Annotated in this window: 18 protein-coding genes; 12 read left to right on the top strand and 6 right to left on the bottom strand. The window is 28.3% G+C overall.

Annotated features, from left to right (window positions below):
- Positions 1-309: 309 nt before the first annotated feature.
- Together glpK and Bmayo_RS01195 are read right to left on the bottom strand one after the other, a co-directional pair.
- Positions 310-1,815 (bottom strand): glycerol kinase GlpK, encoded by a 1,506-nt coding sequence (gene glpK, locus Bmayo_RS01200; protein WP_075551950.1) that lies wholly within the window; start codon positions 1,813-1,815, stop codon positions 310-312.
- 42 nt (positions 1,816-1,857) lie between these two features.
- Complete coding sequence (locus tag Bmayo_RS01195; RefSeq protein ID WP_075551949.1) at positions 1,858-2,622, bottom strand: MIP/aquaporin family protein; 765 nt, start codon at positions 2,620-2,622, stop codon at positions 1,858-1,860.
- A 396-nt stretch (positions 2,623-3,018) separates the two neighbouring features.
- On the opposite strand from Bmayo_RS01195, the gene Bmayo_RS01190 reads away from it, so the two are divergent.
- Together Bmayo_RS01190 and Bmayo_RS01185 are read left to right on the top strand one after the other, a co-directional pair.
- Positions 3,019-3,621 (top strand): deoxynucleoside kinase, encoded by a 603-nt coding sequence (locus Bmayo_RS01190; protein ID WP_075551948.1) that lies wholly within the window; start codon positions 3,019-3,021, stop codon positions 3,619-3,621.
- A 64-nt stretch (positions 3,622-3,685) separates the two neighbouring features.
- Positions 3,686-4,456, top strand: coding sequence for a hypothetical protein (locus Bmayo_RS01185; protein ID WP_075551947.1), 771 nt, complete (start codon positions 3,686-3,688; stop codon positions 4,454-4,456).
- Here the strand turns inward: Bmayo_RS01185 and lnt are convergent.
- Positions 4,396-5,961 carry an apolipoprotein N-acyltransferase gene (lnt, locus tag Bmayo_RS01180; protein WP_075551946.1) on the bottom strand — a complete coding sequence of 522 codons (1,566 nt, stop codon included), beginning with the start codon at positions 5,959-5,961 and terminating at the stop codon, positions 4,396-4,398. The genes Bmayo_RS01185 and lnt overlap by 61 nt on opposite strands.
- A gap of 148 nt (positions 5,962-6,109) precedes the next feature.
- On the opposite strand from lnt, the gene Bmayo_RS01175 reads away from it, so the two are divergent.
- From Bmayo_RS01175 to Bmayo_RS01140, 8 genes are all read left to right on the top strand, one after another.
- Positions 6,110-8,116: a hypothetical protein gene (locus Bmayo_RS01175; protein ID WP_075551945.1), complete on the top strand. Its 2,007-nt coding sequence runs from the start codon at positions 6,110-6,112 to the stop codon at positions 8,114-8,116.
- A gap of 36 nt (positions 8,117-8,152) precedes the next feature.
- Positions 8,153-9,259, top strand: coding sequence for a redox-regulated ATPase YchF (gene ychF, locus Bmayo_RS01170; RefSeq protein ID WP_075551944.1), 1,107 nt, complete (start codon positions 8,153-8,155; stop codon positions 9,257-9,259).
- A gap of 15 nt (positions 9,260-9,274) precedes the next feature.
- Positions 9,275-10,102, top strand: a complete 828-nt coding sequence (locus Bmayo_RS01165) for a hypothetical protein (RefSeq protein ID WP_075551943.1) — start codon at positions 9,275-9,277, stop codon at positions 10,100-10,102.
- Between the two features lie 71 nt (positions 10,103-10,173).
- Positions 10,174-10,440, top strand: coding sequence for a 30S ribosomal protein S20 (rpsT, locus tag Bmayo_RS01160; RefSeq protein ID WP_075551942.1), 267 nt, complete (start codon positions 10,174-10,176; stop codon positions 10,438-10,440).
- Between the two features lie 3 nt (positions 10,441-10,443).
- Entirely contained in the window at positions 10,444-10,770 is a 327-nt protein-coding gene (locus Bmayo_RS01155; RefSeq protein WP_075551941.1) for an HU family DNA-binding protein, read from the top strand.
- Positions 10,771-11,178 carry a bactofilin family protein gene (locus Bmayo_RS01150; RefSeq protein WP_075551940.1) on the top strand — a complete coding sequence of 136 codons (408 nt, stop codon included), beginning with the start codon at positions 10,771-10,773 and terminating at the stop codon, positions 11,176-11,178.
- 78 nt (positions 11,179-11,256) lie between these two features.
- Positions 11,257-12,804, top strand: coding sequence for a transcription termination factor Rho (gene rho / locus Bmayo_RS01145; RefSeq protein WP_075551939.1), 1,548 nt, complete (start codon positions 11,257-11,259; stop codon positions 12,802-12,804).
- A gap of 60 nt (positions 12,805-12,864) precedes the next feature.
- On the top strand, positions 12,865-13,110 hold the full coding sequence (locus Bmayo_RS01140; protein WP_006433477.1) for a type B 50S ribosomal protein L31: 246 nt from the start codon (positions 12,865-12,867) through the stop codon (positions 13,108-13,110).
- A gap of 38 nt (positions 13,111-13,148) precedes the next feature.
- Here the strand turns inward: Bmayo_RS01140 and Bmayo_RS01135 are convergent, their stop codons facing one another.
- Positions 13,149-16,064 (bottom strand): insulinase family protein, encoded by a 2,916-nt coding sequence (locus Bmayo_RS01135; RefSeq protein WP_075551938.1) that lies wholly within the window; start codon positions 16,062-16,064, stop codon positions 13,149-13,151.
- Positions 16,065-16,079: 15 nt separating this feature from the next.
- Positions 16,080-16,781 (bottom strand): hypothetical protein, encoded by a 702-nt coding sequence (locus Bmayo_RS01130; protein ID WP_075551937.1) that lies wholly within the window; start codon positions 16,779-16,781, stop codon positions 16,080-16,082.
- A gap of 129 nt (positions 16,782-16,910) precedes the next feature.
- Between Bmayo_RS01130 and serS the strand changes: the two genes are divergently transcribed.
- Positions 16,911-18,188: a serine--tRNA ligase gene (gene serS / locus Bmayo_RS01125; RefSeq protein WP_075551936.1), complete on the top strand. Its 1,278-nt coding sequence runs from the start codon at positions 16,911-16,913 to the stop codon at positions 18,186-18,188.
- On the opposite strand, the gene dusA is transcribed toward serS, so the two are convergent.
- The gene (dusA, locus tag Bmayo_RS01120) at positions 18,178-19,185 is read right to left on the bottom strand and encodes a tRNA dihydrouridine(20/20a) synthase DusA (RefSeq protein WP_075551935.1); all 1,008 of its coding nucleotides are present in this window, start codon (positions 19,183-19,185) and stop codon (positions 18,178-18,180) included. The genes serS and dusA overlap by 11 nt on opposite strands.
- Before the next feature lie 70 nt (positions 19,186-19,255).
- Between dusA and Bmayo_RS01115 the strand changes: the two genes are divergently transcribed.
- Positions 19,256-19,525, top strand: coding sequence for an SIMPL domain-containing protein (locus tag Bmayo_RS01115; protein WP_075551934.1), 270 nt, complete (start codon positions 19,256-19,258; stop codon positions 19,523-19,525).
- Positions 19,526-19,540: the final 15 nt, after the last annotated feature.

Below are 19,540 nucleotides of genomic sequence, written 5' to 3'. Positions count from 1 at the left end.
AGACCAATTTCGCTGGTAAATTTTTCAATTTTTTGTGATTTTTCTTTAGATTTAATATATTATTAACCATTTTTTTATTGCTCCAATAATTACACCTTTTTGTAAATTTTAGACAGCTTATTTCTTGAATACATGTACAATATCAATAGATAAGATGAAAAAAATTAAGAGCTGTTTGTATAATTGATTTATTTGCTTGCTAAACATTTTTATTATATGTTGTTTTATTTTTAAAAAATTAAATAAATTGTGCATAATTTTGCTACCGGCATATTATTGTTATAATCTTTAAAGCCCTATTTTTAACTTTTATAGATTATTAGAATTCTGTATCCAGGATTTTGATCTTTCAATTGCCCTGTTCCAATTCTCAAGAAGCCTTTCTTTTTGATTTTTTGGCATTGAAGGTGTAAATATCTTATCTACTTGCCAAAGGCTTACGATTTCTTCAGCGCTTTGCCAATAACCTGTTGCAAGCCCCGCTAGATAAGCTGCTCCAAGAGCGGTTGTTTCTGTTATTTTTGGTCTTACAACTCTGCATTCTAAAAGATCAGCTTGAAATTGCATTAATAGATTATTTTGACTTGCTCCTCCGTCTACTCTTAATTCTTGAATTTCAAAGTTGGGAACGGATTTTTTCATGGTATTTAGTATATCAAAACTTTGAAATGCGATGCTTTCAAGAGCAGATCTTGTAATGTGAGCTTTTGTTGATCCTCTTGTTATTCCGATGATTGTTCCTCTTGCATAAGAATCCCAATGAGGTGCGCCAAGCCCAACAAATGCTGGAACAAAATAAATTCCGCCATTATCTGAGACAGAGCTTGCCAATGTTTCTGCATCTGAGCTTTTTCTGAAAAATTCAAGACCGTCTCTTAGCCACTGGATTACGGCTCCACCAATAAAAACACTTCCTTCAAGAACATAAGTTACAGATTTTTTTCTTCCCCATGCAATTGAAGTTAAAAGTTTGTCATTGCTAATAATTGGTTCTTTACCTATATTTACTGTTAAAAAGCAACCAGTTCCATAAGTGTTTTTAGCCATACCTTTTTTAAGGCAAGCCTGTCCAAATGTTGCTGCAAATTGATCTCCAGCAATTCCTGCAATAGGAATTTCTGCTCCAAATAGCGCTTTGTCTGTTTTGCCATATATTGTGGAACTTTCTTTAAGTTCAGGTAAAATTGTTTTTGGAATATTTAATATGCTTAAAAGCTCATCGTCCCATTCTAATGTTTTAATGTTTAATAATAATGTTCTTGAAGCATTAGAATAATCAGTTGCATGTACTTTTTTTTGAGTCAGATTCCACAATAGCCATGTATCTATTGTTCCAAAGCACAATTCGCCATTTTCAGCTTTTTTTCTAGCTCCTTCTACATTATCCAAGATCCACATTATTTTTGTTCCACTAAAATAAGAATCTATCACCAAGCCTGTTTTTTCCAAAATAATTTTATCTTTTCCTTCTTTTTTTAATTGGTCACAAATTTTTGCAGTTCTTCTGTCTTGCCATACTATTGCATTATAGATGGGCTTTCCTGTATTTTTTTCCCATATAACTGTAGTTTCTCTTTGATTAGTTATTCCAATAGCATCAACTTCATTTGGTAAAATTCTTGAATTTGCCATAGCTTCTGTTATAACTCCAAGTTGTGATCCCCATATTTCGGTAGGATCATGTTCCACCCAACTTGGTTGTGGGTAAATTTGAGTAAATTCTTTTTGAGCAAGCCCTTTTATGTTTGCATGTTTATCAAATACCATTGCTCTTGAGCTAGTAGTACCTTGATCAATAGATAAAATGTATTTCATAATTTTTCCCTTTTCCTTTAATAAAAATAAATATCTTTTCTTTTAGTCTTTGTTATTTTTTAGTGTAAATTCGTAAATTGTAGCTCCCAAAATTGCTCCAATTATTGGGCCAATTATTGGTACAATAAATATACTTAGGTTGTTAAATCCATGATTTTTAAATCCAGTAAGTAAGAGTAAAATTCTTGGCCCTAAATCCCTTGCAGGATTAATAGCATAGCCGTTCATTCCCCCAAAACTTATTCCTATTGATAAAACCACTGCTCCTATAATGAATGGAATAAATGGATTATCACTGTGTTTTTTTGTAAAATCTCCAACAGCGGAAATTAAAAACATTAGCAAAAAAGTTCCAAAAATTTGATCAATAAACCCAGGCAAAAAGCCAGGAATAGCGGGGAAAGTTGCCATTATTCCTTGAGTATTTTCTAGGCTAGGATCCATTTCTATCCATTTAGGATAAAATACGACAAGCGTCATTAATGCGCCTGTAAATGCTCCTAATATTTGCGCTACAATGTAATGTAAAAGTTTTGAAACGGGAAATTTTCCAATACTTGCTAATCCTATGCTAACAGCTGGGTTTAGGTGTGCTCCACTAATTCTTGCTGCTGTATAAATACCAAACGTTACCCCTAATCCCCATCCAAATACTATATTGGTATATCCCCCTTTTATTATTTCTCCTGGTATTTCAGGGCTTGAGGGAAATAATACTGTCATTGCAACAGATCCAGTTCCTAAAGCTAATAGGATGAATGTTCCCAAAAATTCCGATATAAATTCTTGGAATTTTGTATAATTCATAATTATATCTCCTTATTTTTATAATAATTTTATTTTTATTAAAAAGTTTTAATTTTTGATTTTTTAATCCGAATATATTAAATTTTTTAATTAAATTTTATTGTGTTTTTTGCAAGCTTGGTAGAATTTATCTCTTTTATTGAAAATAATTAATATTTTTAATAAAAGCTTTATTTAAATTATATTTAATATCTTATTTTTAAATAAGATTAATGTCAATAATTTAAGAATTTTAATTTATAAATTATTGATTTCTTTTCTAAGATTTGTTTAAGGATTTTTTATTTTATATTAAAATTTTTACATTAGATTTTTGATTAATTAAGTTTTATGTTTTAGCAATTCTTTTTTAGCTTATATGTAAATTTATTTAAGTTATTTTTGGAGGTAGACTTGGTGATTGTAATAGAAGGTTTAATTGGGGTAGGAAAAACTACTCTTGGAAATATTTTATCAAAGGAGTTGGAAGTTCCTTTTTACAGTGAACTGAATAATGATTTTACTTTGGCTGTATTAGATAAATTTTATAAGGATAAATCCAGATGGGCATTCCCAGTTCAAATTAATTTTCTTAATGAGAGGTTTAAGTTAATAAAAGGTGTATTTAGAACAAAAGGGGGCATACTAGACAGATCTATTTATGGTGATTGTGTGTTTGCATCTCTTTTAAATTGTGATGGGCATATCTCTGATGAGGAGTATAAAATATATATTGAACTTCTTGATAATATGCTTGAACATTCTCAGCGACCAAGTTTGCTTGTTTATCTTGATTGCAGTATTGATGAGGTTGAGCGCAGAATTAAAAATAGAAATAGAAGCTTTGAGATGAATATTCCTAGAGATTATCTTGAGGGTCTTAATAGAAAATATTTAAAGTGGTATGATGAATATAACTTATCGTCAAAAATAAAATTTTCTTACGATAATATAAATATTTTTAGCGAAGAAGATAAGAATAAAGTGATTTCTTTAATTAGAGATAAACTTGTATTATAATTATTTATAGTAGATTGACATTCTTTTGTTTTATTTTAAGGTTGAGTGTTAATGGAGGGTTCTTATGGGAAGATTATTTCTTCTGTATTTTTTATGTTCTTTTGTTTTTTTAAATTTATTTGCTCAAGGTAGTTCTTCTTATGTTGATAAGCAAAAAGAGCTTGCTGTTTTTTATTATGAGGTTGGTCAAAGATATATAAAAGTTGGTAAAGTTAAGAAGGGAAAGCTTTTTCAAGCAAAAGCTTTAAAGATTTATCCAGATTTGAAAAAGGGAGTTGATATAAAGCTTGCAGTTAAAGAGCTTGATGCTAGGATTAAGGATGACAATTCCAAGGTTGTTATGCTTGAGGATGTTAAGCTTGAGGAGATACCTGGAATAGTGCACGAAAAAATAGAAATTAATGATTTTACAAATGCTCCTAAAATAGAATATATTGCTCAAAGAGAGAGAAGCAAAAATCAAGATAAAATTATTAAGTTTCAATTTGAAAAGTTTGCAAGAGCTTTAATTTCTCGAAACTTTGATTTGTTTGATTCTGTTGTTGCAGATAAGGTTAATGTTATGGGCCAATTTGAATCAAAAAATGATTTTATATCAACTTTATCAAGCGCTTCATCTAAGGCTGACGCTGATGAGTTAGAGTATTTATCAGTTGATGATTATTATGATTTAAAATCTTTGAAAATTTCAAAATCCAACGATACTTCTTTTGCTGTTAATGTGAATGCCAAAAAAAATGATATTACTAAAAATTTTCCATTTTGGAAAGAACGTCAGACTTTAATTTTTACTAAAGAGGATGATACTAATTGGTTTTTGTCTTCAATAAATTGAAGTCTTAGCGTTGTGATTAAAAACATTATCACTAATATATGTATAAACGAGTCTCCAATTTTTTCATAAATGGTTGTAAATGTTGGGGACAGTTTTACCGTTGATAATAGGTATCCTTTTGTAAAAGTTTCTAGTTTTTTAATGCTTTCTCCATATTCGTTGATGATTGCAGTAATTCCTGCATTTGTAGCTCTAATAGTTTTGATTCCATTTTCAATGCTTCTAAATTTAGCCACAACAAAGTGCTGCCATTCTGCTGAATTTGTTTTTGACCAAGAGTCGTTTGAAAAATTTAACAATGCATTAGCACCTTGGGTTTTATAAAACCTTGAAAGTTCTGGAAATGCATCGTCATAACATATTAAGGGAGCAAATTTAAACTTTTTCAATTTCAATATTTCAATTTTATTTCCTTCAATCTGTCCTAAGATTCTAAAATTTTTAAAAAAAAAGTTTCTTACAAATTCATATTCGTAAAATGGAATTTTTTCTGCAAAAGGAACTAAGAATATTTTAGAGTATATGTTTGCAATGTTGAGGTTTGGCTCTATCATATAAATAGAATTTTGTTGAATCCCTATAGTTTTGTCCACATTTGAGGGAGCTCCAATGGCAAATGGGATTTTTTGTTCTTTTATAAAATTTTTAAGCTCATTATGTAAGTCAGAGCTTTTAAAGTGCTGGTCTTCTTTGCTAAAAGGGTAGGTTAGTACCCCTTCGCTCCAGATTACAAATTCTATTTTTGTATTTTCTTTTAAGGCTTGTTCTGTAATTTCAATAGAATCCCTTATTCCTTTTTTGTCATTTCCTGGCAACCAGGGATCAGTGTTAATCTGAATAGCTGCAATGTTTATGCTGTCTATTTCTTTTGCTAATAAGCTTTTTAGTTCTGTTTTTTTAAGCATTCCGTAAGTAAAAGATGTTGTTATTAGTAATATTGGAAATGCTATGTTTAGCAAATTTGTTTTGTTTTTATGTATTAAAAAGTCTGCAATTCCCGAGTTTAAAAAGTAGACTGCAAATGATACAAAAAATACACCAAAAATGTCTGCTACTTGAATTAAGTTATTGAAGTTATTTACAGTGAAAGCTGCAAGCCCCCAGGGATATGCTAAAAATCCAATTGATCTTGAGTAATCATAAAATGTAAAAAGCGTTGTTATGGTCATCGTTTTATTTTTAAAGCTTTTTAAAGAGTAATAAAGAAAATAGCCTAAAGTTAATGAATATGGAATGTATCCTATTACCACTCCGATGAATGTAATCCATCCAAATGCATGAAAAAATCCAAGCCAAAAATTTTGCAAGCTGTTGGCTATTATGAAGTAAAATACTGTTAATCCTATTAATGTTTTTTTATCTTCTAGTTTGTTTAAGGCTATAAAAAGTGGTACATAAGCAACAAATCCTAGGATTGAATATCCAGTTTCTTTAATTTCATTTGGAATTGCAAGTGTTGTAAGAATTCCTGAAAATGCGGCTAGGCAAAAGCATCTAGTTTTCATTTTTCCTCTTTTTTACTATTATTAGTAACATAATGGTGTAATATATTTAACATTATCATTAATAATTTTATATGATAGCATTAATTTTTTTGTATTATTTTTTGGAAAATTTATGCTTATAATAGGTCTTTAAAGAGTAAAGAGGATTATGTTAGTTTTTGGTTTTATTGGTTTGTTTTTTTTAAATATTTTTAGTTTACATGCCCAAGGAATAGTTACTAATAAAGATGCTCAAGAAGAGTTTAAATGGGCTCTTAATTCTTATAATAATGGAATTTATGATGATGCTCTTTTATCTTTTAAAAAAATTTTAAGCTTTGATCCTAATAATCTTGATTATCATTTTTGGACTGGTAATGTTTATTATAGACTGGGTTATGTTGAAGAAGCTTTAATGGAGTGGAGAAATTTGAAAGATCAAGGTTATAAGGTTCCCTATCTTAGACATTTGATTTCTACTATTGAGCAAAGGAGAGGCATTTTTTCAAATTATGAACTTAATTTTAAAAGACTTGTAAAAGTTGCTTCTCTTGATAATTCTATTTATAAAAGGCCACATGGGTATCAGATTACATCTTTGCGGGCTGATAAATACGGCGGATATTATGCTGCTAATTTTTTAGGTAATGAAATATTGTATTTTGATGTTAATAATAATGTTAATGCTTTAGTTAAAGATGGATTTAACTACTTAAAATCGCCTTATGATGTTATTGAAGCTAATGATTTACTTTATGTGACTCTTTATTCAAGCGATGAAATTGGTGTTTATGATAAAGTTCTTGGAGTTAAAAGGAGATCTATTGGAAAAAAAGGTACAAAAGATGGCGAATTGCTAGCTCCTCAATATATGGCCATTGATAAGAGGAACTATATTTATGTAAGCGAGTGGGGAAATAAAAGAGTGAGTAAATTTGGACTTGAAGGTGATTTTATTTTGCATTTTGGCTCTAGGACTTCAGGTTATAAGGGGCTTTTAGGTCCTACGGGCGTTACTTATTTAAATGAAAACATTTATGTTGCAGATTCTCTGAGAAATACCATTGAAGTTTTTGATACCAGTGGTAATCATTTGTATTCAGTTTTTACTTCCATTGAAGGAATAGAGGGGCTTAGTAGTGATTCTATTGGCAGCAATGTTATAATATCTTCAAAAGATGGTGTTTATAAATATAATATTGCTAAAAAGACAATTACAAAAATTTTAAAAGCAGATAAAATAAATTCTAAAATTTCTTCATCTATTTTGGATGCCAATAATCAGATGATTGTCTCAGATTTTAATAATGCTAAGGTTTCAGTTTACAAGAGTGATTCAAGTCTTTATGATAGTTTAAATGTTGATGTTAGAAGAATAGTTAGGCTTGGAGGGCCTAAAATTTATGTTGAGCTTAATGTTAGCAGTAAAAGCGGATTACCAGTTGTTGGGCTTAAAAGTGAAAATTTTTCAATTTCAAATGAAAATTATTATATTGTCAATCCTAAGGTAGCATATAATGTAAATGCTTCAAAAGACATTAATATAGCAGTTGTTTTTGATAAATCTTCTTATATGAAAAATTATGATTTAGATCAAATCGTAGGTTTAAATGCTTTAATAGAGTTGTCAAAAAATAAAAACTTTAGTTTTATAAATGCAACAAGTGTGCCTATTATAGATAATATTGAAAGCTTGACAAATAGTATTAGAAACACAAGTTCTCTTGGTCCTTATAGCACAGATGCTGTAAAAACAGACGTTAGTTTGAAATTAGCAGGTTCTGGGCTTATGTCAAAAAGCTCAAGAAGAGCAGTAGTTTATTTTAGTGGTGGTATTTTAAATCGTAAAGCTTTTGAAAAGTATTCTTTGGATACAATAGTAAGCTATTATAAAAATAATGATATAAGGTTTTACTTAATATTATTTGGTAATGATCCTGTTAATAGCAAGCTTCAATATTTAGTTGATGAAACAGGTGGTGCTATAATTCCTTTTTCATCCTATGAGGGAGTATCCAAAGTTTATGATTTAATTTTAGAGCAAAAAACAGGTACTTATTTGCTAGAATATTATTATCCAGGCCCTCAAGAGCCCAATAAATATTTTAATTTATCTGTTGAAGCAAATATAAATCAACAGACAGGAAGAGGGGAGTTTGCATATTTTATTAATTAGATTGCTTTTTGATTTTATTAAGGGGAGGCTTAGGCTATGAGACTTAATGCTGGGATTGTGGGGCTTCCCAATGTGGGTAAATCTACTTTATTTTCATCTTTGACATCATCCAAGGTTGAGATCGCGAATTATCCTTTTTGTACCATTGAGCCAAATATAGGAATAGTAGAAATTCCTGATGAAAGGCTTTTAAAAATCTCAAATTGCATTGTTCCACGCAAAATCATTCCTGCTGTTATGGAATTTGTGGATATTGCAGGCCTTGTTAAAGGAGCATCAACAGGCGAAGGGCTTGGTAATAAGTTTTTAGCTAATATTCGGGAAGTTTCTCTTATTGTTCATGTTGTAAGATGTTTTGAAGAAAAAGAGGTTATTCATATTAATGATGATATTAATCCTGAGAAAGATATAACTACAATCAATGTTGAGCTTTGTCTGTCTGATCTTGAAACTGTTCAAAAAAGTCTTCAAAAACAAGAAAAAAATGTTAAAAGCACCGATAAAAAAATTAGTGAATCTTCTAGGGCAATTGTTTTAATGCTAAAAAGACTTGAAGCCCATTTAAGCAATATGAATCCTGCTGTTGAGTTTAAATTTGATGATTTTGAATACAACTTTATTAGATCATTAAATCTTTTGACTTTTAAAAAAGTTTTATATGTCTGTAATGTCGATGAAAATTCACTTAGTGGTAATAAATATACAGATATTGTAAAAAATATTGCTTTGAAAGAAGGGAATGATTTTTTAATCTTATGTGCCAAAATTGAAGCTGAGCTTGCCCAAATAAAGGATATATCTTATAAAAATGAAATGTTAGAATTATTTGGAATAAATGATAGTGGCCTTGGTAATTTAATTAAAAAAGCTTATTATACTTTGGGACTTAGAACTTATTTTACAGCAGGTTTGCAAGAAGTTAGAGCTTGGACATTTAAGCAGGGCATGAGAGCTTCTAAGGCTGCTGGAATAATTCATAGTGATTTTGAGAGGGGTTTTATTAAAGCAGAAGTTTATTCTTGTGAGGATTTGTTTAAATTTCAAAGTGTTCAAAAGCTAAAAGAAAAAGGACTTGTTAGAATTGAAGGCAAAGAATATATTGTAAGAGATGGAGATGTAATCTTTTTTAAATTTAATGTATAGATTTATTTTTATATTATGCGTAATTTATTTTTCAATAATGTAAAATTAATTAGTTTGTTTGTTTTTGATATTGTGATTTGTATGCTTTATTTGTTTTTTTATGACACAAGTTTTTTTTACTTTGTTTTAGCACTTCTTTTGGTAAATTTTTTTGTATTTTTTTTTTATTTAAGATATTTTTCTTCTATCTTTTTTAAGGGCTCTAAGATTTATTATAAGGGTATTTTTTTAAGTTGTAATTTTGATTTTGATGATATTATTTCGTTTGAAAAAAGATTGTCAGATAATGTTTTGATTTTGGAATTAAAAAATAAAAAAAAGATTAAGGTTTGTTTTTGGATAGGCAATGGTTCAAGCGAATTATTCAAAGAGCTTAAAATTAAAAGAAAAGATTTGTTTGTCCCAAAATTGGAAAATTTTCCAATAAGATATTATTTGTCTTATACCTATCTTTGCATGTTTTTAGCTCGCATTATGATTGCTTTATTCGTTTATTATATTTCATTAAGTAATATATTTATTTTTTTATTTATTTGTTTTGTTGACATTAAAGTTTTGTTGGGGGATTTTTCAGTTATTAGTAATATAGTATTGTTTTACGAGTTTAGGAAAGATTCAATTTGTGAAAGGAAAATTTTTAAAAGTGAAATTTATTTTTATGAATTTTTTGAAAAAATTTTTGTTGCTAGAGAATTTGAATTTAACAATAAAAATTATTTATGCTTTTTGTATAAAGGAAGTCATCAGACAAAAAAAGTATATATTTTGAATAAAAAAATTTCTTATTCCATGCAAAAGGTTTTTGAATATATTAATCAAAACTATTATACCAAATTAACCTAAAGCTTTGATTGACTATATTTAAATTAGTTGGTATATTAAAATTATTGTTTAATAATATTAAGGAGTATAACTTGAGAAAAAATGCATCTGCATTGAAGCGCTCTCGTCAAAATTTAAAAAGAAAGATTAGAAATGTAAGTGTAAAAAGTGAATTAAAAACAATAGAAAAGCGCTGTATCAATATGATAAAAGCGGGCAAAAAAGACGAAGCTATTGAATTTTTTAAGTTTGTTGCAAAAAAACTAGATACTGCTTCTAGAAAGCGAATAATTCATAAAAATAAGGCTGCTAGAAAAAAATCTCGTTTAAATATTTTGCTGTTAAAGCAAGGAAATTAGTTTATGTCTTTTTCAAGAAGACCAAAGGTTACTAAGTCAAGCATTGTTGATCAAATATCTTTGAATATTAGAAATAATAATCTAAAATTAGAAAAAAAATACATAAGACTTGTAATAGATGCTTTTTTTGAAGAGCTTAAAAGCAATCTTTGTTCGAATAATGTTATTGAGTTTAGATCTTTTGGTACATTCGAAGTTAGAAAAAGAAAGGGACGTTTAAATGCTCGTAATCCTCAAACAGGGGAATATGTTAAAGTTTTAGATCATCATGTTGCATATTTTCGTCCAGGCAAAGATTTGAAAGAGAGAGTGTGGGGTATTAAAGGTTAAATGCCGATTAATATTGTAGATTCTTATAAATGGGATTGTAAGCTGGATTCTAGTTTAACTTTTAGAGGAAAATTAAAATTTGAAGGGACTTTGTATCTTGATTCTTCTTTTGAAGGTGAAATATCTTCGAAAGGGGGTGTGCTTTTTATTGGTAAGAACAGCAAGGTTATTACCAATGTGGTAATTTGTGATACATTAATAGTAGAAGGAATTTTGAAGGGCAATGTAAATGCTGCTAATAAAGTTTATTTAAACAGCGGTTGTAAAATATATGGGGATGTAAAAACAAAAAAAATATTTATTAATGATAATATAATTTTTGATGGTAAATGTGAAATGATAAAGTCTAATGAAATTATAGATTTATTTTCTTTTACTGTTTCACAAATAAAAGATACTTTGCAATAAGGTCAGTGTTTTTATTAATTAATAATAAGTAGATTTTTATAAAATCCTTTCTCAGAAATTTAATTTGTAGAGGAAAATATGGACAAAAAAAATGGTGGATTTGATTTAGAAGATGAAATAAGGCGATTAGATGTTTCTAAAGAGTTTAAGATTGAAGATAATTTGAAAAAAAAAGTGGTTAAAGTTGTTGCTAAAAAGGATTCTGCATCTAACGTGACAAAATCTGCAGATTTAAGTAGTGCAAAGGATTCAAACGGTTTGGTATTTCCTGAATTTGATTATGATATTTCTTCTTCAGGTTTAGAAAATAATATTAAAAATTTAGAGCAAAGTAATATCATCAAGTTTTTTAATGGTAAAGATTATGTAGAGATTGAAAAACTTTATGATAAGCCAATTACAGAGGTTAGAAAAATTGTTGAAGGCCTTGGGACCAATCATACTATTGCTGTAACAATGAAAAAAGCCGAATTAATATTTTTATTGGTAAAAATATTAAGTGAGAATAACATTAATGTTTTATTTACAGGTGTGCTTGATGTGCTTAGTGATGGTTATGGTTTTTTGAGAACTGCATCAAATTCTTATCTTTCAGGAGGCAATGATGTTTACGTTTCTCCTTCTCAGATTAGACTTTTTAATTTAAGAACAGGCGATATTTTATATGGCCAAATTAGATCGCCTAGAGATGGTGAAAGATTTTTTGCAATGGTTAAAATTAAATCTATTAATGATCAGGATCCTACTTTTGCTCAAAACAGAATACCTTTTGATAATTTAACGCCCCTTTATCCCAATATTAAATTGAATCTTGAATATGAAAATTGCAATATTTCTACAAGGCTTATTAATCTTTTTTCACCTATAGGTAAGGGACAAAGGGCTTTAATAGTTTCTCCTCCAAAAGCGGGAAAGACTACCTTGCTTCAAAAAATAGCTAATGCAATAACTACTAATTATTCAGATGTTATTTTAATGATATTGCTTATTGATGAGAGGCCAGAAGAAGTTACAGATATGATTCGTAGTGTTAAAGGCGAAGTGATTGCCTCTAATTTTGATGAGCAGGCTAGTAGGCATGTTCAGGTAGCAGAGATGGTTATTGAAAAGGCAAAAAGACTTGTTGAAAACAAAAAAGATGTTGTTATTTTGCTTGATTCTATTACAAGGCTTGCAAGGGCATATAATCAAACCATGCCAACTTCTGGTAAAATTTTATCGGGTGGGGTAGATTCTAATGCTCTTCATAAGCCAAAGAGGTTTTTTGGATCTGCTAGAAATATTGAGGAAGGGGGAAGTTTAACTATTATAGCTACTGCTTTGGTTGATACTGGTAGTAAAATGGATGAAGTTATTTTTGAAGAATTTAAAAGTACTGGTAATATGGAATTAATTCTTGATAGAAGTTTAGCAGACAGAAGACTTTTTCCTGCTATTAATATTAAAAAGTCAGGTACCAGAAAAGAAGAGTTACTTCTTAGCGAAGAGGAACGTTCTAAGATTTTGCTTATTAGAAGAATACTCGGAGGTGTTGATGATTATGAGGGAGTTGAAGTTCTGATAGAAAAGATGAAAAAAAGCAAAAATAATGAGATTTTCTTAAAGACAATGAGCAATGGTAATTAAATAAATTGACATTATTTCTAATGTAAATTAAACTTTATTGAAGATTAAGAGGAAGGTTTTATGAGAAAAGGTATACATCCTAAAAATAATTTAGTGGTATTTAAAGACGGATCAAATGGAGCAATGTTTTTAACCAGGTCTACTTTGAATTCAAAGGAAACTATTAAATATATTGATGGAAAGGAATATCCGTTGATTACTGTGGAGATTACAAGCAAATCGCATCCTTTTTATACTGGCCAACAAAAGTTTGTTGATGCAGCAGGAAGAATTGATAAATTTAATAAAAGGTATAAAAAGTCCTAAAAATAAATTATCTTTTTGTATGAAATTTTGAGAAGATTTTAATAAATTTTTTTTACGCTATATTCTTTTCCTATTAATTTTTCTAGATTGTTTTTTTCTTCTTCGTATGTTTGGTTATTTACTAAAGATGCAATGCTATTGTGTTGTCTTATTTGCGTTAGAATCTTTGCAGATATTTCTTTAATGTCTTGCGGTGTAATTGTAAAATAGGCATTTCGAATAGCTTGTCTTAAGCTATCGCTAATATTTAGCATTTTTCTTCTATAGCTTTGCAAAGCTTCTGTAGCTTTAGTTTTTACATAGATGTTAGTTCCTATTAAACCTATCAAATAGGTATAAATCTCTTCATTTGTCATTTTATTATTAGCTAATTCTTCTAAAGAGTTTTCGAAAGCCTGGTACGTTTTGATGAAATTTGGGTCTCTGTAGGACGCAAAAGAGAAAATTCCATTATCGATCGATGCGCTTGCTCCGTACGCACCTCCTATTACCCTTATTTTTTCCCAAAAAATTCCACTTCTTAATATATGCTCTAGAAAATTTGCTTTTGGATAATTTTCATCGTTGATTTTGTAACTAGGAAAACATATAGCATTAAAAGCTACTTTTGATTGGATAATTATTATTTCTCTTAATGTTTTGTTGTTTGTATCAAGATTGAGCAATCTATCGTAATGATTACTCTCTTCTAGGCTTTCTTTTAGATTAAAAAATTCATTTTCTAAGTTTTTAAGAATATCATCACTATTCCCCATTATTAGTGCAGATAGATTGTTTTTTAAAATTATTTTATTTTTTAAATTGTCTAATTTATTTGCAATTTCTTTTAAAGATTCTGTATCGATTTTTGCTTTTTGCCAAAATTCTCTACCTGTTATTCCATTTTGTAATTCTTTTAAATACTCATTTAATTTGAGTTTTGATTTAGACCTTAACATTGCCAAAAGATGTCCTTTAGGGATTAATAAGGATTTAAAATCGTTTTTCAAGCTTAGTATTATTTCTCTTAATCTCTCATAATCATGAAAGTTGATATTAATTAAAATTTCTTTTATCAGTTCAAATGATTCTTTAACCTTATGGTTAAAAGATTTAAAGCTAATATTAAGTGAATTTAAAATGTTTCCATCAATATCTTCGTCGTAACTCTCAGATATATTTATTTGTCCTAAAGTATTTTGGATTTTATTGTTAATATCTATGTAAGAATAGTTTTTTGTAGATAGATCTTGAAGAGCTCTTTTGAATAAAGATAGGTATATATAATCTTCTTTTTCTAAAAAATTTAGTTTAAAAAATAAATTTACATTAAAAATATTGTTATTCTTAAATTTAAAAGAATGTAGATTTAGCTCTTTTGTTTCATTAAGATCTAAGCTTTTTTCTATTTGTTTTGGTAAATCTTCTATTTTTAGCAAGGGAAGTTTTGCTATATCAGCTTTAGAGTCTTTTTTATTTTGGTATTTTTTAAACTGATTATAGTCTTTTTTAAATTGTAAAAATTCTTCTGGATTTTGTTTGATTTCAATTTCCTTTGCCATTAATTTTTTTTCAATTTCTTCTTCCATTTCCTTTTCTGTGTCTTGTGATGGAATAAAGCTTATTAATGTATAATGATTATTAAATATTAGATATTTTTCAATTAAATTTTCAAAGTAATAAATTCCTTTTTCCAATTTATTTGTAATTTCATTTATATAGTAGCTTGTTTGTAATGTTTTGATTGGATGCAGTCCATTTAGCCAGCCTTTTAAACTTTTTATCATTAAAGCGATAGGGAAATTTTGTCCTTTTTCTTCCTTTAAGGCGAATTCGTAGCCAAAAAGAATTCCTTTTATTAACTCTTTTGGAATTTTATTTTTTACTAAATTTTTAAGCTCACTGAAAACCAAATTTTTAAATTCTTTTTCTTTGTTTTCAACAACATTTTGGAGTCCAAATGAAAAAATAGATTCTTTTAAATCTGTATTGATTCCACTAATATGGGCTATGTCTTCACCTATCCCGCTTTTTAAGATATTAATTGTGAATGAACAAGAATCGTCTAAGAGTATTTCTGAGAGAATTTCAAGGCCAATGCTGTCTTCAATATTGCTAATTTCTGCGCAAAGCCAATTTATTGTATATACCCCAAGAGAATTATCGTTTTCTTTAGGAATTTTGTATGTTAATTTTTTTCCCTTTTCCCATCTTTTAACTTTTTCTATGTCAATATTAATATTGCTTTTTTCTTTTTTATAAGGCCTTATTATATATTTTTCAATGAAATTTAGATTTTTTTCAGTTTGCGTGTTGCTACATAAAAATATTTTGCAGTTTTCAAGTGTATAATATTTTTTATAAAAATCTAAAAAACTTTCATAGGTGAGATCAATAATATTTGTTGGGATCCCGCCTGAATCATATTTATATACTCCCTCTTCAAAAAGAGAAATACTTGCTATTTCGTTTATTATAGAATTTTTATTTGAATAGCTACCCTTCATTTCATTAAAGACAATTCCAGATACTTTAAAATCTTTCGGATTTATGTTGTATCCTTCTTGCATAAATGACTCTTTTTTGAGCAATGGGTTAAATATAGAATCGGCATAGATATTAAATAAATTAAAATAGTCTTTTTCAATTGTTGATGCTGCCGGATAAATGGTTTTGTCTGGGAATGTCATTGCATTTAAAAATGTGTTTAGACTTCCTTTTAATAGGTAAAGAAATGGATCTTTTATTTTATATTTGTTAGAGCCGCAAAAGATTGTGTGTTCTAAAACATGTGCAACTCCGGTATTGTTTGAAGGTATTGTCTTAAAAGCTATGCAAAATGCATGTTCTTTAAAAGAATCACTTTTTAAGTGAAATACTTCAAGACCGCTTTCATGTTTAAAATAATATCCTTCTGCATCATGTTCTTCTAAATAAGTTTTTGAAATTAGTTTGAAAATTTTTTTCTTTTTCATTTATGTCTTTAATCCTTATTTTACAAATTGTGCTATTTCACTTTCATTAAATTCAAATATGTTTGGTAGCTCCTCTGTGTCGTCTAGTTTAAATGTATATTCGGGGAATTTAATAATAATTTTTTTGTTTTCAAAGTAAATCACTGCTTGCTGTAAATCAAATAATAATTCGTTGGGCAAAATTTTTTCTTTAATTTTTTTTATAAAAAAAGGGAAAGCTTCATCTGTTTTAATTATGTCATCAATATTATGAATATAATTTACTTTATCTTGAATGTAATAGCTTCTGTAATTTGTAATAGGGCTATCATTGATTTCTTGAGTTGCAATAAGTATTATTGTATAAATATTGTGTCCGTGGTAAATTTCATAGTCTATTTTTAAGCTGAATTTTTTATTCTCAGGTTTAAGCTCTTTACTAACAATGTCAAGTTTTGCTACAATTTGGCTCACGTATTCATTAAGCTCATTATTTAATTCTTCAAGATTTCCTTTTTCTTTTCCCTCAATTATTAATTTAGGTATTCTAATATTGTATTCATAAAATTGTGATTCTTTTTTTGAACTCATTGAATTTATTATTAAAGAATTCATTTTGTTACTATTTGAGCTAATATCTTTAAAATTGATCTTGGTTAATTTTTTTGTACATCCGTTAAAAATCATTAATGTAGATATTAATATAAAAGTTGTTTTTATTGTTCTTGGACTTAGCATGCGATGATTTCTCCCTGCAATATTTATTCTAATCCTGCTATAAGATATTATATAATAACCTTGATATGAATTAATATTATTTGTAATTTTGTTTAAAAATTTTACTTAAGACATATCTTAGGAGATAGGATGCTTGATCTGAAATTTATTAGAGATAATCTTGATCTTGTTAAAAGAAGTATTAAAGCAAGGGGCCTTGTTTTAGATATTGATAAGTTAATTTATCTTGATGATAAGAGAAAAAAAATAATTACCAAAATTGATGAGCTTAATGCAAAACGAAATGAAAATTCTTCTAAAATGCGAGAAAATCTTGACAAGGTTTTAAAAATCTCTTTAATAGAAACCGGAAAGATTTTAAAAAAACAGATTATTGATTTAGAAGAAGAGCTTGAAAAAGTATCTGTTGATTTTGATTTTGAAAATAAGCGAGTACCCAATATTTTGTCACCTGATGTGCCTATTGGTAGCAGTGAAGAAGATAATTTTGAAATAAAAAAAGTAGGAGTTGTTCCAAAGTTTGATTTTAAGCCAAAAGATCATTTAGAGCTTGGCAGAGATTTAGATCTTCTAGATTTTGACAGAGCGCGTGAGATTAGCGGAAGTAAATTTTATTATCTTAAAAATGAAGCAGTTTTTTTAGAAATTGCTCTGATTAATTTCTCTTTAAATAAATTAAGAGAAAAGGGTTTTGATGTTTTTATTACTCCTGATGTTGCAAGAGAGTTTATAGTTGATGGAATTGGTTTTAATCCTCGTGGCAACGAAAGCAATATTTATAAGATTGAAGATACAGATAAATATCTTGTAGGGACTTCTGAAATTACGCTTGGTGGTTACTATTATAATAAAATAATAGATCTCGCTTTGCCAATAAGAATGGCAGGATTTTCACATTGTTTTCGAAAAGAAGCTGGAGCATATGGCCAGCTTTCAAAAGGTCTTTATAGAGTTCATCAGTTTAGCAAGGTGGAGATGTTTTGTTTTTGTAAAGCAGAAGAATCTGAGGTTATTCATGACGAATTTTTAAGCATTCAAGAGCAAATTTTTACTGAGCTTGAAATTCCTTATAGGGTTTTAAATATTTGTTCTTTTGATCTTGGTGCTCCAGCTTATAAAAAGTATGATATTGAAGCTTGGATGCCTGGAAGAGATGGAAAAGGTAGTTACGGGGAGGTTACCTCAACTTCAAATTGTACAGATTATCAGTCAAGAAGGCTTAAGATTAGATATAAAGATCAAGATGGGCAAAATAAATTTGCACACATGGTAAATGGAACAGCAATAGCTACAACAAGGGTTATTATTTCCATACTTGAAAACTTTCAGGATCAAAAGGGAGGAGTTAGAATTCCTAAAAGTTTGGTTAAGTATACAGGCTTTGATTACATTCCTTTTAAGAATTAGAATTTAGTATTTTCTCTGGCAATGTTTCTATAGCTTTTAGCAATATTTCATGTTTTTTAAAGTTTTTGGGAAATGGTGCTGTTAAATTTTGCCTAAATTTTTTAGCTCCTTCTTTGGAGAATGTTATTCCCATAAGATGCTTAAATAATATATTTATTGACAAATAATTTTCATATTCTTTAATGTATTCTACCATTTGCATTAATAAGTCTTTTCTTGTGAGAATTTCATTAGCTTCGTTTAAAAATTCTCTTGAGGCGTTTGCAATAAAGTATGGATTTTCAAACGCACTTCTTCCAATCATGACAGAATCAACAAAAGACAAGTGTTTTTTGATTTGCTCTGAGCTGTTGATTCCTCCATTTATCTCAATAAACAAATTTTTATTCTCTTTTTTGAGATTATATACAAATTCATGTCTTAATTTTGGGATATTTCTATTATTTTTAGGAGAAAACCCTTTTAATATTGCAATCCTTGCATGTATAATAAAATTTTTGATACCAAAATCTGAGATTATTTTGACAAAGTTTTTTACCTCAGAATAACTTTCATTTTTGTAATCACTGGGTAAAAGCCTTATACCCAATCTATGTTTAATTGAAATAGGTTTATTTGTGTTTTCTTTCATCGTTTTTAAAATTTCACCTACTTGATTAGCATTGCTCATTAGACAAGCTCCATAATTTGCATTTTGGATTTTTAGAGATGGACATCCAACATTAAGATTGTATTCATCAAAATTAAAGTGTTTTTCAAGAATTTGAATGGCTTTAAGAGCATCATTTTTGGAGTTTGTTGCTATTTGAATTGCAATTGGAGATTCTAAGGGTTTTTGTTTTACAATTTTTTTTATATCACCCATAATTATTGACTTTGCGGAAATCATTGGGGTGTATAATGTAACTTTTTTTGATAAAAGTCTTATTAAATATCTAAAATGCTCGTCTGTAATGTTTACCATTGGAGCTATTGATATTTTACGATTCATTAACATTACATAATATGTTAGAATAAACGAGCTAATTTAACAATTATCTGTTCTTGTTTTTAGGGGGAATTGTTATATGTCTGGAAGAAAAGATTTATTTTTTTTAATACTTTTCTTATCATTGTCAATTATAATTTTTTGCAGAATAAAAAACGTTGACATTAAAAATGGTGATTATATTTCGGTTAAGGGTATAAGCGAAGAAGAAATCTTTTTGGCATTTTTGAGTTGGAATTTACAGTATAATGGGGATTCGGTTGATGGCCGCATTAAAGCAAATAATTTAAATTTATCTAAGATTAAAACTTTTTTATTTAATATGTATGTGTGTTTATTTAATTGCTAGTACAATTGATGTTGA

This window comes from Borreliella mayonii, assembly GCF_001945665.1.
Classification (GTDB): domain Bacteria; phylum Spirochaetota; class Spirochaetia; order Borreliales; family Borreliaceae; genus Borreliella; species Borreliella mayonii.
This window is presented reverse-complemented; position numbering and strand designations above follow the sequence as displayed.

Excerpts from the sequence above, each read along its gene's own strand:
- glpK (WP_075551950.1), bottom strand. The coding sequence starts at position 1,815 with ATGAAATACATTTTATCTATTGATCAAGGTACTACTAGCTCAAGAGCA.
- Bmayo_RS01115 (WP_075551934.1), top strand. The coding sequence starts at position 19,256 with ATGTCTGGAAGAAAAGATTTATTTTTTTTAATACTTTTCTTATCATTG.
- Bmayo_RS01185 (WP_075551947.1), top strand. The coding sequence starts at position 3,686 with ATGGGAAGATTATTTCTTCTGTATTTTTTATGTTCTTTTGTTTTTTTA.
- ychF (WP_075551944.1), top strand. The coding sequence starts at position 8,153 with ATGAGACTTAATGCTGGGATTGTGGGGCTTCCCAATGTGGGTAAATCT.
- Bmayo_RS01175 (WP_075551945.1), top strand. The coding sequence starts at position 6,110 with ATGTTAGTTTTTGGTTTTATTGGTTTGTTTTTTTTAAATATTTTTAGT.
- Bmayo_RS01140 (WP_006433477.1), top strand. The coding sequence starts at position 12,865 with ATGAGAAAAGGTATACATCCTAAAAATAATTTAGTGGTATTTAAAGAC.
- serS (WP_075551936.1), top strand. The coding sequence starts at position 16,911 with ATGCTTGATCTGAAATTTATTAGAGATAATCTTGATCTTGTTAAAAGA.
- dusA (WP_075551935.1), bottom strand. The coding sequence starts at position 19,185 with ATGTTAATGAATCGTAAAATATCAATAGCTCCAATGGTAAACATTACA.
- Bmayo_RS01165 (WP_075551943.1), top strand. The coding sequence starts at position 9,275 with ATGCGTAATTTATTTTTCAATAATGTAAAATTAATTAGTTTGTTTGTT.
- Bmayo_RS01135 (WP_075551938.1), bottom strand. The coding sequence starts at position 16,064 with ATGAAAAAGAAAAAAATTTTCAAACTAATTTCAAAAACTTATTTAGAA.
- Bmayo_RS01130 (WP_075551937.1), bottom strand. The coding sequence starts at position 16,781 with ATGCTAAGTCCAAGAACAATAAAAACAACTTTTATATTAATATCTACA.
- Bmayo_RS01150 (WP_075551940.1), top strand. The coding sequence starts at position 10,771 with ATGCCGATTAATATTGTAGATTCTTATAAATGGGATTGTAAGCTGGAT.
- Bmayo_RS01195 (WP_075551949.1), bottom strand. The coding sequence starts at position 2,622 with ATGAATTATACAAAATTCCAAGAATTTATATCGGAATTTTTGGGAACA.
- Bmayo_RS01155 (WP_075551941.1), top strand. The coding sequence starts at position 10,444 with ATGTCTTTTTCAAGAAGACCAAAGGTTACTAAGTCAAGCATTGTTGAT.
- lnt (WP_075551946.1), bottom strand. The coding sequence starts at position 5,961 with ATGAAAACTAGATGCTTTTGCCTAGCCGCATTTTCAGGAATTCTTACA.
- rho (WP_075551939.1), top strand. The coding sequence starts at position 11,257 with ATGGACAAAAAAAATGGTGGATTTGATTTAGAAGATGAAATAAGGCGA.